Raw genomic sequence first — 13,033 nt, 5'->3', positions numbered from 1 at the left:
AAACGATAATTAGTAAACAAGAACAAATGATAAAAAGAACCGCCATCGCCCTATTGGTTTTAGGAACTATGTCTTCGTGTGTTTCCAAAAAAATCTACAACGATTTGGAAAACAAATACACCGATTTGAAAAAAGAAAACCGTTCGCTAGCCGACGAAAATGAAGATTTGCACAAGGCCAATGCCGAATTCAATGAGGAAAACAAAGCCCTCAAAGACCAACTGGAAAAGCTGAAAGCCGATAAGGACAAACTCACTGCCGATTGCACCGCCACGGCCAACAACCTCAAAACCCTGCAGGAATCCTATGCCGCTTTGGAGAAAAACAGCAACGATGCCCTACAGACTAACATGACCAAAAACCGCGAATTGCTGGCGCAGTTAGAAGCCAAAGAAAAAGCCATGGCTGCTGAGCAGGATCGTTTGAACAAAATGAGAGACGAACTGGCTTCGAGCTCCAAACGCCTGAGCGAGTTAGAAAACATGATAGCCGCCAAAGACGCCAGCATGAAAAAGCTGAAAGAAACCCTATCAAAAGCCTTAAATGCTTTTGAGGGCAAGGGACTTACAGTAGAACAAAAAAACGGTAAAGTATACGTTTCTATGGAGAACAAATTGTTGTTCCAAACCGGAAGCTGGGCCGTAGGTACCGAAGGCCGAAAAGCCGTAGTGGAAGTGGGCAAAGTATTGGCCAACAACCCCGACATTACCGTGCTGATAGAAGGCCATACCGATAACGATAAAATTTTCGGAGCCATTGGCGGCGGTATCGAGAACAACTGGGATTTATCAACCAAAAGAGCCACAGCCATTGTGAATATATTGAGTGAAAATGCCGGTATCCAAAAGAAAAATTTAACCGCAGCCGGCCGTGGGGAATTTGCACCTATCATGAGCAACGACACCCCTGAGGGCAAAGCCAAAAACCGTCGCATCGAGATTATTCTAACCCCTAAGTTAGACGAGATTTCCAAAATGTTGAACGACTTTTAAGCAACAGACTGCAGACAAAAGCATAAGGCTCCGGGTGTATCCGGAGCCTTTTTTTGTTTTCAATATTGGTGGACAAAATAGCGACCAATATTGGTGGAGAAAATGATTTTCAATATTGGTGGAGAGAAAAAAGATGCACGATGATTTTTTTGTTGAACAATACTGGTGGAGAAGAAAATAATGCAGCATGTTGTTCTTGATTATCGTGCATCTTTAAAACAATCATGCATTATGATTATTTTGTCCACCGTATTGGAAGTATTTTTGCAACGGTACAAACACAACTTAACCTTACCACCAACACCTTGCTTCGTTCTCCGCAAAGGCGAACGTTTCCAAAAAATGTGTTAATCGGGTGGCATTTACCCGGGCAATCTGTTACTTTTGCGGGGCAAAGAAAAAGTAGCTTTCCATGAACTATACTACACTCCCCAATACCAATATTAAAATCAGTAAAGTGTGCCTCGGCACCATGACTTTTGGCGAACAAAATACCGAAAGCGATGCACACGCCCAGTTGGATTACGCCATTGCCAACGGAATCAATTTTATAGATACGGCCGAAATGTATCCCATAGCTGCCCGCCAGGCGACTCTGGGACTGACCGAAAAGTATATCGGATCCTGGTTAAAGCAATCCGGCAAGCGGGAGGAGTTGGTCATTGCCACTAAAATTGCAGGTCCGAACCGTGGGATGGAATACATCCGCAAGCCCTTGGATTTTTCCAAAAAAAGCATTCATGAGGCGGTCAACAACAGTTTGAAAAACCTGCAAACCGATTATATTGATTTGTACCAAATGCACTGGCCGGAACGCGTGATGAACATGTTCGGGCAACGCGGAATTTCCAAAATAGACGAACAGTGGCAGGACAATTTCTTCGAAGTATTGACCGTGTATGACGGGCTGATTAAGGAAGGTAAAATAAAACACATTGGCGTTTCCAACGAAAATGCGTATGGTGTGATGAAGTTCCTCAGTGAAAGTGAAAAACACCAACTGCCTCGAATTGTAACCATTCAGAATCCGTATTCCTTATTGAATCGCTTGTATGAAGTGGGCTTGTCAGAAATAGGCCTGCGTGAGAATGTGGGGTTGTTGGCCTATTCGCCTTTGGCCTTCAGTTTTCTGACCGGCAAACATTTGAACGGAATCCAGCCTACTTCCCGTTTGGGACTGTTTCCGCAGTTTACCCGCTATTCGAGTGCTAATTGCCACAAGGCAACTACTTTATATCAGGAATTGGCACAGGCACACGGTCTGACGCTGACGCAAATGGCATTGGCTTTTGTACACCAACAATCATTTGTAACGGCCACCATCATTGGCGCGACCACTATGGCGCAGCTCCGGGAAAACATCGCGGCATTTGACGTAGTATTGTCACCTGAACTGATGGCTGAAATCAACAAGATTCAGGCGCTTTATCCCGACCCGGCTCCTTAATTACTCTACAATGAGCTTGGATTGGTATTGATTGCCGGTAGTGTCTTCTACCGAAAGCAAATACAATCCTTTTGTTACGTCGGCTATAGGTATGGAATGCGTTGGGTTGTTTTCCAATGATTTTGTCAAAACTAATTTTCCGGTTAAGTCAAAAATTTTGGCTGTGCTTAGGGAAACGTCACTGTTGTTTTGTATGAAAATTTCGGTCCGTGCCGGATTCGGATAGCAACTCAGGCCGGCTTTGTTGAAGTCGTGTATTCCCAAAGAAGTGTCAATGATTTTGTAGAGGACATTCCCATTGGCCACGTACAGTTCCCCGTCTTTGTCTTCGCCAAAAGTGGTAATGGTACCGCCGGCATCATAGTTCCAGGTGATGGCTCCGGTAGTGTCAATCCAACCGATTTCGGCTGTACAATAATCGGCAAAGAAGTATTTGTTCTGAAAATTGGGATAGTTAGTTCCGGTATACACATAGCCTCCGGTTACCGAGCATCTTCCCAGAGTATGGGAATACTGATTGATGGGTGCAACGGTAGCAGCATAGGTGGGGCAGGTGCCGGAGGAGGTATCATAAACGGTATTGCCCTCGTAGCAACGCCAGCCAAAATTCAAAGTATTGGGAAGCGGACTGGTTACTTTATCCAACTCTTCTATAGAGCCCTGACCCACATCGGCAATCCACAAATCGCCATTCAATCGGTTAAACGAAAATTTCCATGGGTTGCGCATCCCGATAGCCCAGATTTCGTCATTACCGGCAATGCCCACATAAGGATTGGTAGGAGGAATGTCGTAAGGCGAACCCGAGTTCACATCCAAGCGGAGCATTTTCCCCAGATTTTCATTGATGTTCTGGGCACGGTCACCGGGGTCACCTCCGCTGCCTCCGTCCCCCATTCCGATATACAAATAGCCATCGGGACCAAATTTCACACTCCCGCCGTTGTGATTGGCAAAGGGTTGCGCAATGGTGAGTAAAACCATACCACTCGAAGCATCTGCCACATTGGGATCGGCAGAAACTGTATACCGTGCAATTACCGTTGCACCGTCTCCGGCCCGGGTATAATTCACATAAAAATAACCGTTGGTGGCATAATCGGGATGAAATGCCAACCCCAGCAGTCCTCTTTCTCCCCCTGATAGAATGGTGGCTGAGGTTAGGCTTAGAAAAGGAGTGGCGTTTACGGTACCGTTGGCATTCACCACTTTAATAGCACCGCCCTGCTGCACCACAAAAAGACGGGCATCGTTTGTGGGATGGGCAATTTCGACCGGAGAGGTAAAGCCGGTGGCAAAACTTTGTAAACCTATGATTTGCGCTGTAGTTACCACAGAAATAAGGCTGAAAGCAGCAAGTAAAATCTTTCTCATAACGGATTGGTTTTTCGTAAAGTTAGGAATAAAAAGTTTAGGTTCAAATCATTATGAAAAAATGCAACCGGGAAGGGTTGCGTTTGGAGTGTTTACAAATTCTCGATGATTTTATCCTTTGGGGATTTGACTTTGTAACTGATTCGGATTTTTTTGGTTTCATTCGGAGCCAGTTTCAGATTCCAGGAGAGTATACCGGTTTCTTGGTCTATTTTGGCTCCGTTGCTTTCCAACAATTCGATTTCCACTTCTTTATCCGTACTTAGCGGGTATTGGTCTTTCAGTAACAAAGTGGCGGCCTCTTTTTTATTGTTTCTGACGGTGAGGTCATAAGTAAAGGTTTGCTCTTTCTTGGAAGACAAAAAGCGGGTACCTGATTTGTCGACTACTTTATCGCGTTTGATGGCAATTTTTTTGTCTCTTCCCATGCTCAGGTTCAGGGTATCTGAAGTCTGATTCGGATTGATGTGGGTTTTGCCTACGTACAGTCCTTCAAAAATAATATTGGCATCACCCGGCAGCAGATTGTATTTGGAATAATCTTCAATTTGGGCCATCAAGAAGGCTTCTTTTTCGATTCTCGGAGCTGCATAATATTGGTAAGTAGCCGGCAATTTGATTTCTTTCAGCGCTACACTGTGTGGCTTGCTGTTGGATAAAATATCATAAGGCAGGTCAATGTCAAAAGATACGTTGAGTTGGTTTTCTACAATAGCAGCTTCGACGGTTTTGTAGACAGAAGAAGCGTTCTTTTTCTCTTTACGGGCGTATCCTGTAACCACCACTTCCTGCAGGGCTACTCCGGCCACTTCAGACTGGTCACGATAGGCAAGAGGATAGGAATATCGCAAAAACCACGGATTCAAAAGCGGTGCCTGATTGTTCTGATTTGGATTGCCCGATGACAGGGTAAGTTTGACTTTTTTCCAGTCGATTCCGGTGTACTGTGATACTTGGGCTTTGTACATCATATTGATGGGAGAAGTAATGTTCTCGGCACGCAAGTCATAAAAAGGTGACCAGGAGGCTGCATTACTGATGTAATTGATGTCTAAGTTGACCGCTCCCGCAATTTCGTTCATCACCTGAATTATCAGCTTGCCCTTAGAACTTTTCTCCTCTTTTTGGGTGTTGATTTCCAATTTTGATTTCAGGATGTTGAGCTTGGCGGTGAGTTTGGTCTCTTTTTCTTTTAAAGTTACGATGGCATTGTCCAGTTCGGTTCGTTTGGCTTTGTAATAGTCCACTAATTTAATGAGCTCAGCCACGTTTAAGCCTGAGTTAGTTCCGGCTACAGTTTGGTTGGCATCCAGTAAAGCAATCGTTTGTTGGTGTGAATAACTGTCGATTTGTACTTTTTTGATTTCTTTTTCGGTCCAACTGATGCTGTCGCGGACTTTTTTAATCAACGGATTAGTTTCGTCAATTTCGAATTCGGAAAGGTAGTTTTGCGTATACTGTACTGACAGTACGGTTAGGGTTGCCGGTGCTCCGATTTGTACGGTGTTTTCGTTGAGGTAATCGGCCACGTTTTTGATGACGATTTCACTGGTACCGGCCGGAAGTGTAACAACAGCCGTTTGGGATAATTCAGCCGCATTAAAATAAACGGTAGCGGCTTTGACTTTGGCAGTGGTGAAAATGGGTTTTTGTGCTTGACAAACAGCAGTCACAAAGCAGAGTAATACAAAGAGTTTTTTCATAATTCAAAAATTAAGTATACTCTATAGAGTGTCCAAACGGTAAAAAGGTTGGAAGAGCAGGAGGAATTTTTGAAAAATAGTTTTAAAATTCAAACTCGTCTGTGGCGCTACTGTCGGTTTCGACGGCAGCTGTTTTTTGTTTGAGGAACGATTTGGCGGGCCCCGAAATGGAGAGCGGAAAGTTTCCGATGGTATCGTTAGCGGTTAATACATTGCGTCGCAGCATCAGTTTGGTTAGGAATGTTTCCTGCTGTTTCGCAAAGGATTTGAGTTCATGTTCCGCATCAAAGCGGTACATAAATCCTTTGGGTTTCGGGATGATGGTAGCCAGAAAAAGACATTCGTTCAAATTCAAATCGCCGGGTCTTTTTTGGAAATAAAACTGTGAAGCTTCACCTATGCCATAAATATTAGGTCCCCATTCGATAATATTGAAATACACCTCGAGCATGCGTTCTTTGGTGCTGATGTGGTTGTTTTCTAAGAGGTAAACCAACAGGATTTCTTCCAGTTTGCGCGACAGGGTTTTCTCTCTTGTCAGAAATACATTTTTAATCAACTGCATACTGATGGTACTGGCGCCGCGAGAGAATTTCCTGGTTCGGATGTTTTTGGCAATCGATTGTTTGAAGGCTTCGGTGATAAACCCGCGGTGGTTAAAAAAAGAAGGGTCTTCGCTGGTGAGTACACATTTTTGCAGGTAAGGGGATATGGAACTGAGCGGAGTAAAATTGGCATTGGAATTCCCCACCACAATCGGGCGTTGCGGAATACCGTTGTCAATGGCCCGGTAAACAAACTCCCCGTTAATTTTATTCAGGTCGGCTTCCCCGTATTTGGTGATTTTTAAACCATCGGGTTGTAGCTTGCTTTCAAAAATGATGTTGTTAGGCTGGTGATTGTTGTACTCAAAATGCAATGCATAACTAAAATTGCCCTCAGCTTCCATACCTTCAAAATGGCGAAACAAACCGGTGGGCAGGGACACAATAAAGTCTTGGGCCTTCATCTTCTGAATCTTTAGCTTGAGTGCATACACTTTATCGGTTTCGTTGGTATACGAAATATACGGCTGGCATTTAATCTGGTTCAGTTGCAGCGTAGAGGTACTGTCCAGAACCATACTTCGGGAACCAACAATCCAGTGGTAATCAAAGCGGGCATTCTGTACCACGACATCTTTGCCGGCAATTTTAGGATGATTGACAACCAAATCCTGTAGCGAAGCATAGCCGTCAATATGCAATTCACCACTGTCCATGGCCAGATTTTCCAGATTGAAGTGAATGGCTTTAAAGCCGGTTTTCAGATTCCATTTTTTATCCAGGTATGGTATTTTGAGCGTGTCGTTGGCCGCATTATAGAATTGTAAATCGGCTTTTCGGTCGCGGGGATCCGCAAAACCATTGATGCTCCATTGCTGTGAGAAATGATCAGAAGTAACCTGAATCAGCGTGTTGAGTTTTTTATTAGCCAAAGCCAATTGGTTAAAATCAAAAACTACTTTATTGCCGTTGTCATCTATTTTAAAAGCGAAGCCTTTTACACTCATATCGGTAGGAACCAAGTCCAACAGTTTGGAAGAAACCCGGTTCAGTAGTTTGGCATAATTCACTTCGGAGCTGTCGTCTTTTTCTTTTTTGGAATGAAGAAAGGCGTCAAAATTGCTGCCGTTTTTGGTTTTCACCAGTTGAACATAGCCTTTGTTGATTTCCAGTTTTCCCAATTGGACATCACCGATAAGCAGTTTCCAAAAGTTGACACTTGTTTTTAATTCGTCTATGCGGACCAAAGTGTCAGCTTGTTTGGGCACTAAACAAATTTGTTGAAATTCCAAATTGGTTAATCCATGGAATTCGGCTTTTTCAACGGTAAAACGACATTGGTATTCACGGTCAAGTTTACTGTCGATACGGTGAATGACTTTATTTAAAAGCGTATTCCGAAACACAAAAAGCATCACAATCCCCAGCAGTAGAAGAATACCGCTGATTTTTAGGAAGAGAAATACTTTTTGTTTTTTGGTTTTCATTGCTATTGTACGCTGTCCACATTCAATCCAATCCCAATCACATTAGGGAGAAAAGGAGCTCCTTTGAAACGATGGGAAACAGTGATTTTATAAATTCCTTTGGTAAGTTTTGTTTTTTTCTTGATGGGATAAACCAAATCACAAACATCACCCGAACAATCGGCCAGTTGCTTTCCGGAGGCATCCTTGATTTTTAAATCGACAGGGAGAGTTTCTTTTTGACCGTTGGGGGATTCTATAACAAAAGTCAGCGGTACACTGGCAAACTGGTAATCGTAAACGTGACTGAATTTAAACGTGATGTCATACGGCTTGCTTTCGTCTGTGATTTCGAAATCAAAGGTTTTGGTGTCGGTTTGATTCCAACGGTTGTCTTCTCCAAAAGTGTCAAAAACGCTGTAATGACCCTGCTGGGAACAGGATAGGAACAGAGAGAAAAAGAACAACAAGACAAGTAGTTTCGATTTCATAAAACAAATTTTAGCTAAACGGATAACGACTTTTTGGTGTTTTTAGTATATCAAACGCTGTAATTTACCCAAACAATTGTTCCACGACTTCTTCAATTTTGGAAACCAAAACGATTTTAATCAGTGGATTTTTGATGGCAATTTTGTTGTACTTAGATACAAAAATAGTAGCAAAGCCTAGCTTTTCCGCTTCCTGTATGCGCTGTTCTACACGGTTCACCGGACGGATTTCTCCTGATAAACCGACTTCTCCGGCAAAGCACACGTCTTTGCCTACCGCGATATCTTCATTGGAAGAAAGAATCGCAGCTACGACAGCCAAATCGATGGCCGGGTCGTCTACTGAAATCCCTCCCGTTACGTTCAGGAAAACGTCTTTGGTTCCCAAGCGGAAACCGGCGCGTTTTTCCAAAACAGCCAAAATCATATTCAGTCTTTTGGCATTGTATCCGGTGGTAGAGCGTTGCGGTGTGCCATATACGGCAGTAGAAACCAGGGCCTGAATTTCAATCATCAGCGGACGCATGCCTTCGAGTGTGGAAGCAATGGCAGTTCCCGAAAGTTCTTCCTCGCGGTGCGAAATCAGGATTTCGGAAGGATTGGATACTTCGCGTAAACCCGAACCCTGCATTTCGTAAATGCCTAATTCGGCAGTAGAACCGAAACGGTTTTTGAGTGAGCGCAGGATACGGTACACGTGATTTCGGTCGCCTTCAAACTGCAATACGGTATCGACCATGTGTTCCAATATCTTAGGACCGGCAATATTGCCGTCTTTGGTAATGTGGCCAATCAGGATGACCGGAATGTTGGTTTCCTTGGCGAACTTAATCAGCTCAGCAGTAGTCTCTCTTATTTGAGAGATGCTCCCGGCGGTGGATTCAATAAAATCGGTATGCAGGGTTTGAATCGAATCGATAATGACAATATCGGGTTCCACCTCTACAATGTGGCGGAAGATGTTTTGGGTTTTGGTTTCGGTCAGAATCAAACAATTCTCACTGTTGGGGTTAATGCGTTCTGCCCGCATTTTAATTTGCTTCTGACTTTCCTCTCCCGAAACGTATAAGGTTTTATAAGGCAATTTTAAAGAAATCTGCAACAACAGGGTGCTCTTTCCGATACCCGGTTCACCTCCCAAAAGTATCAAGGAACCCGGTACGATACCTCCGCCCAATACCCGGTTCAGTTCGCCGTCAGTAGTATCCATTCGCACTTCCTGCGTCGAGTCAATTTCTTTTATTTTCAGTGGCTTTGAAACTCTTTTAGCTTCAGTAGCGGAAGGTTTCCAACTGGTTTTTTCTTCTTTTTGAATAATTTCTTCCGCAATGGTATTCCATTCTTTGCACGAGTTGCATTGCCCCTGCCATCGGGCGTATTGGGCTCCGCAATTCTGACAAAAAAAAGTAGTTTTAAGTTTGGACATTCTTATGGTTTTTTCTCTTCTGTCGGTGTTTCAGCCGGAGGAGTATCTGTTGTTGGGGTTTCTGTCGGAGCAGCATCAGCAGGCGGAGTTTCTTCCACTACCGGTTCTTCCTTACCTTTTTTGCCTTTTTTAGGTAGATTTTTTTTCAATTCATCCGCTCTTTCCAGCATCATGTCTTTCGTCAAATCGCCTATTTCCAGTTGTTGAAAAGCGTTTTGATAGGATTTTACGGCTTTGGCAACATCGCCTGTTTTTTCATACATCTGGCCTAATTCGTAATTGGCCAACATGGTTTTTGGGTAGTTTTTATTGGCCAATTGGGCCAATTGGTCAAATTCGGCATAGGCTTTATTTTTCAAAATAGCTGCTTCTATAGCTTTGAAATCGTTCAGACGAATTTGAACTTTGAGACCCAGTGCTTTTTCCAGTATGTCATATTTTTTTACCAAGTAGTCTACATAACCCGATGGCAGAGGAGCAATTTTTTCCTGAAATTCTGTGGTGGAAATGGGTTGGTAAACCGAAAATATTTGATACAAAGCACTTGGAATAGAGTGTAGCACCAAGGAATAATGGGAAGCCCCTTTGAAGTCATCGTAAAGATAATTCAGTGTCGGAACTTTGATTTTTTTGATGGCTTCATCCATAGCCTGAATACGGGTGCGCATTTTTTTAACATCGCCGTCGCTCGAGGACTGGTAATAGAAAATATGCTTTTGAATAGCAGCCAGTCTTTCCGGAATTTGTTCTTCCATTCCGGCGGGCAGCTCAGGACTCATTGAAATGTAAGCGTTGAATATCGGGTCGTCTTTGTAGAGATAACAATTCATAAATCCGGCAGTGGTATCTAAACCGGCAATCATTCTGAACGGAGCACAGCGGAAATTTTTCTGAACATAAGGTAGTAGCTCCATTCCGATAAACTCAAAGAATTTTTCTCCTTTTTCATCCGGCAAACCGGTAGTCGGTTCCGTCGCACAGTCGGCCTCACGTTCGTTGTTTTTGTTTTGGCTGATGGCCACGATAATAACTTCAGGCAAATCATCCCAATAATAGCCGTAGCTCAGCGCGCCCTGAAACGGATCAAAAAGAAAATCACCATCCAATAAAACCAATACCGGATAACTCTGTTTGAGGTTTTTTTGATAGGACGGCGGCAACCCTATTTTTATTTCACGGTCTTCGTTGAGTTTTTGGGAAGATATGGTGTCTAATATGGTCTTTTGAGAAAAACCGGTATGACAGCAAAGTGCTATAAAGAATAAAAACAGCTTTTTCATGGATAGGGTTTAAGGTTAAACAGCCTTTTGTTAAATCGACAAGCAAGATAACAAAATTATTTATTTCTGTTCAGAATCGGCAGGAATAAAAAGGACAGTAACCCCAGGATTAAGACCAAAAGCATTTGCGAAGTCCATATAATCCAGCCAAAGGCATTTCCGGCCGTTTCGGCAATGGTATAAAATAACAGTACTTTTGAGGTGAGAAACGGATAAGAGCCAAAGCCGCTGTTGGTGAATGCAATGGCAATACTTCCCACTACAAAAGAAGTGATGATAGCGCCCACACCTAAAACCGAAGTTTCCGGAATTACTTTGGTTGCAAAGTAATAAGTAACTAGGTAAGAAATCCAAATTAAAACGGTTTGGAAAAGGTAGGTCCATTTTTCTTCCATGTGAAAAATACTCATAACCCCTTCTTTCAAGCCGGTAATTTTTTCTTTGAAGGCAAGAACCATTTTAAGTTTGGAACGCTTGTAAATCGCTATCATGACAACCAGACAAACTATGCCGGTAACCGTGGTTAAAAGCAACAGTTTGAATGGGATTTTGTCCAGTATAAATGCTTTGACAATGTTAAACTGCAATACCACAGCCAAACACATGAAAAATAACAGAAAAAACAAGTCTATGATTCTTTCGGCTACGATAGTGCCAAACCCCTTATCGAAGGGAATACCGTTGTATTTTTTGACAATTACCGCTCTGGATATTTCACCTGATTTGGGTACGGACAGATTCAGCAGATACCCAATGTTTACTGCCATAAAATTGTTCTGAAAAGTAGAATGGTAGCCCAAGTGATCGAGCATGTATTTCCAGCGGTAGGCTCTTAAGGCATTGCCAATGAAACCAACTCCAACAGCTAAAAAAACATAGTAATAATTGGCGTTTTTGAATTTGCTTTTGATGATTTCAATTTCTTCAGCCGAAAATTTATTATAGGTATAAACAGTCAAAAAAACGCCCAATAAAATCGGGAGCACTATAGAGAGCCATTTGCCTAATTGGATTTTCAAGATTATTGAAGTGAATTGTTAGTCTCGTTGGGAAAAACAAGCCAAGGTTTGAAGGTTTTGGCTTCTTCAAAATCCATCAAAGCATACGACATGATAATGATGATGTCTCCTTTATGCACTTTTCGGGCGGCCGGTCCGTTGAGGGTGATTTCACCGGAATTTTTCGGACCTTTGATGGCATAGGTGTCAAAGCGCTCCCCGTTATTGATGTTCACAATAGATACTTTTTCGCCTTCGATAATATTGGAGGCTTCCATCAGTGTTTCATCAATGGTAATGCTGCCGATATAATTCAAATCGGCACCGGTAACTTTTACACGGTGAATTTTGGATTTTACTACTTCAATTTGCATGGGGCAAAGGTAAATTAATTTAGTGAAATGGTGTCTATCAATCGAATATTGTTGACAAAAACAGCAATAAAGGCACGGTATTTTTTGGCTTTATTTTTTCGGATACAAGGTTGTAAAGTAGTTTCGTCAGCAATCTGAAAATATTCGAGTTCAAATTCTTTTTGATCGGCAAAAGTGCGGGTCACAAATTCGGCAACCTCCTGAGCCGATTTTGTTGCGAAAAGGTGTTTGGCTTCTTTTAAGGTTTTGTAAATAATGGCGGCTTCATTTCTTTCTTTTTCGCTCAGTCTTTCGTTGCGGGAACTCATAGCCAGACCATTAGCTTCTCTGAAAATCGGGCAGCCGATTACGTTGACAGGAATCTTGTTTTTGGCGACCATTTTTTTGACAATGAGCAGCTGTTGAAAATCTTTTTCTCCAAAATAGGCATGAGTCGGTTTTACAATTTCAAACAGACGCTTTACAATAGTACCCACCCCGTCAAAGTGGCCGGGACGAAAACGGCCCTCCATCTGATTTTCGAGTCCGTCAAAATCGAAGTGCTGTGAAACCGTTTTGCCTTTGTAAATGTCTTCTACGCTGGGCGCATATACAATAATTGAATCGGAAACGGTTTTGATTTTGGCAATGTCCTTTTCCAAAGTTCTGGGATATTTGGCCAAATCTTCCGCATTGTTAAATTGGGTAGGATTGACAAAAATACTGACCACAACCAATTCGTTCTGAAGCAGAGCTTCCTGTATCAGGGAAAGATGTCCGTCGTGTAGCGCACCCATGGTAGGCACAAAACCAATAGCCGTAGTTGCGTTCGAAACAGAAGTCAGATGTGAAACTAATTCATTTTGAGTGTTAAAAATGCGCATTGGCTTTCGGTAAATGAGTTGCAAACTTACTATTTTCATAAATAACTGCATAAATTTTTGTACTTTTGCCTGTT

The 13,033-nt window shown here is 42.6% G+C and carries 11 protein-coding genes; 2 read left to right on the top strand and 9 right to left on the bottom strand.

From position 1 onward, the window contains the following. The first annotated feature begins 26 nt into the window (after positions 1 to 26). Entirely contained in the window at positions 27 to 992 is a 966-nt protein-coding gene (locus ACSVH6_RS01310; protein ID WP_438074781.1) for an OmpA family protein, read from the top strand. 412 nt (positions 993 to 1,404) lie between these two features. Next, the gene (locus ACSVH6_RS01305; RefSeq protein ID WP_438074779.1) at positions 1,405 to 2,439 is read left to right on the top strand and encodes an NADP(H)-dependent aldo-keto reductase; all 1,035 of its coding nucleotides are present in this window, start codon (positions 1,405 to 1,407) and stop codon (positions 2,437 to 2,439) included. Here the strand turns inward: ACSVH6_RS01305 and ACSVH6_RS01300 are convergent, their stop codons facing one another. The 9 genes from ACSVH6_RS01300 to panC all read right to left on the bottom strand — a co-directional run bounded on the left by ACSVH6_RS01300 (position 2,440) and on the right by panC (position 12,959). Continuing rightward, positions 2,440 to 3,813 (bottom strand): PQQ-dependent sugar dehydrogenase, encoded by a 1,374-nt coding sequence (locus ACSVH6_RS01300; RefSeq protein ID WP_438074777.1) that lies wholly within the window; start codon positions 3,811 to 3,813, stop codon positions 2,440 to 2,442. 92 nt (positions 3,814 to 3,905) lie between these two features. After that, a complete protein-coding gene (locus ACSVH6_RS01295) occupies positions 3,906 to 5,516 on the bottom strand; it encodes a DUF4139 domain-containing protein (protein ID WP_438074775.1) in 1,611 nt (536 codons plus the stop codon). Between the two features lie 82 nt (positions 5,517 to 5,598). After that, the gene (locus tag ACSVH6_RS01290; protein WP_438074773.1) at positions 5,599 to 7,548 is read right to left on the bottom strand and encodes a transglycosylase domain-containing protein; all 1,950 of its coding nucleotides are present in this window, start codon (positions 7,546 to 7,548) and stop codon (positions 5,599 to 5,601) included. A gap of 2 nt (positions 7,549 to 7,550) precedes the next feature. Continuing rightward, complete coding sequence (locus tag ACSVH6_RS01285) at positions 7,551 to 8,018, bottom strand: hypothetical protein (RefSeq protein ID WP_438074771.1); 468 nt, start codon at positions 8,016 to 8,018, stop codon at positions 7,551 to 7,553. Between the two features lie 64 nt (positions 8,019 to 8,082). Continuing rightward, the gene (radA, locus tag ACSVH6_RS01280) at positions 8,083 to 9,444 is read right to left on the bottom strand and encodes a DNA repair protein RadA (RefSeq protein ID WP_438074769.1); all 1,362 of its coding nucleotides are present in this window, start codon (positions 9,442 to 9,444) and stop codon (positions 8,083 to 8,085) included. Positions 9,445 to 9,446: 2 nt separating this feature from the next. Then, entirely contained in the window at positions 9,447 to 10,724 is a 1,278-nt protein-coding gene (locus tag ACSVH6_RS01275) for an alpha/beta hydrolase-fold protein (RefSeq protein WP_438074767.1), read from the bottom strand. A 56-nt stretch (positions 10,725 to 10,780) separates the two neighbouring features. Continuing rightward, positions 10,781 to 11,743, bottom strand: coding sequence for a lysylphosphatidylglycerol synthase transmembrane domain-containing protein (locus ACSVH6_RS01270; RefSeq protein WP_438074765.1), 963 nt, complete (start codon positions 11,741 to 11,743; stop codon positions 10,781 to 10,783). A gap of 2 nt (positions 11,744 to 11,745) precedes the next feature. Next, positions 11,746 to 12,096 (bottom strand): aspartate 1-decarboxylase, encoded by a 351-nt coding sequence (gene panD / locus ACSVH6_RS01265; protein ID WP_438074763.1) that lies wholly within the window; start codon positions 12,094 to 12,096, stop codon positions 11,746 to 11,748. A 14-nt stretch (positions 12,097 to 12,110) separates the two neighbouring features. Then, positions 12,111 to 12,959, bottom strand: coding sequence for a pantoate--beta-alanine ligase (gene panC / locus ACSVH6_RS01260; RefSeq protein ID WP_438075753.1), 849 nt, complete (start codon positions 12,957 to 12,959; stop codon positions 12,111 to 12,113). Positions 12,960 to 13,033 lie beyond the last annotated feature (74 nt).

Origin of the sequence: Flavobacterium sp. XGLA_31 (genome assembly GCF_051547105.1) — a bacterium.
Lineage (GTDB): Bacteria > Bacteroidota > Bacteroidia > Flavobacteriales > Flavobacteriaceae > Flavobacterium.
This window is presented reverse-complemented; position numbering and strand designations above follow the sequence as displayed.

Excerpts from the sequence above, each read along its gene's own strand:
- ACSVH6_RS01305 (WP_438074779.1), top strand. The coding sequence starts at position 1,405 with ATGAACTATACTACACTCCCCAATACCAATATTAAAATCAGTAAAGTG.
- ACSVH6_RS01300 (WP_438074777.1), bottom strand. The coding sequence starts at position 3,813 with ATGAGAAAGATTTTACTTGCTGCTTTCAGCCTTATTTCTGTGGTAACT.
- ACSVH6_RS01285 (WP_438074771.1), bottom strand. The coding sequence starts at position 8,018 with ATGAAATCGAAACTACTTGTCTTGTTGTTCTTTTTCTCTCTGTTCCTA.
- radA (WP_438074769.1), bottom strand. The coding sequence starts at position 9,444 with ATGTCCAAACTTAAAACTACTTTTTTTTGTCAGAATTGCGGAGCCCAA.
- panC (WP_438075753.1), bottom strand. The coding sequence starts at position 12,959 with ATGCGCATTTTTAACACTCAAAATGAATTAGTTTCACATCTGACTTCT.
- ACSVH6_RS01310 (WP_438074781.1), top strand. The coding sequence starts at position 27 with ATGATAAAAAGAACCGCCATCGCCCTATTGGTTTTAGGAACTATGTCT.
- panD (WP_438074763.1), bottom strand. The coding sequence starts at position 12,096 with ATGCAAATTGAAGTAGTAAAATCCAAAATTCACCGTGTAAAAGTTACC.
- ACSVH6_RS01295 (WP_438074775.1), bottom strand. The coding sequence starts at position 5,516 with ATGAAAAAACTCTTTGTATTACTCTGCTTTGTGACTGCTGTTTGTCAA.
- ACSVH6_RS01275 (WP_438074767.1), bottom strand. The coding sequence starts at position 10,724 with ATGAAAAAGCTGTTTTTATTCTTTATAGCACTTTGCTGTCATACCGGT.
- ACSVH6_RS01290 (WP_438074773.1), bottom strand. The coding sequence starts at position 7,548 with ATGAAAACCAAAAAACAAAAAGTATTTCTCTTCCTAAAAATCAGCGGT.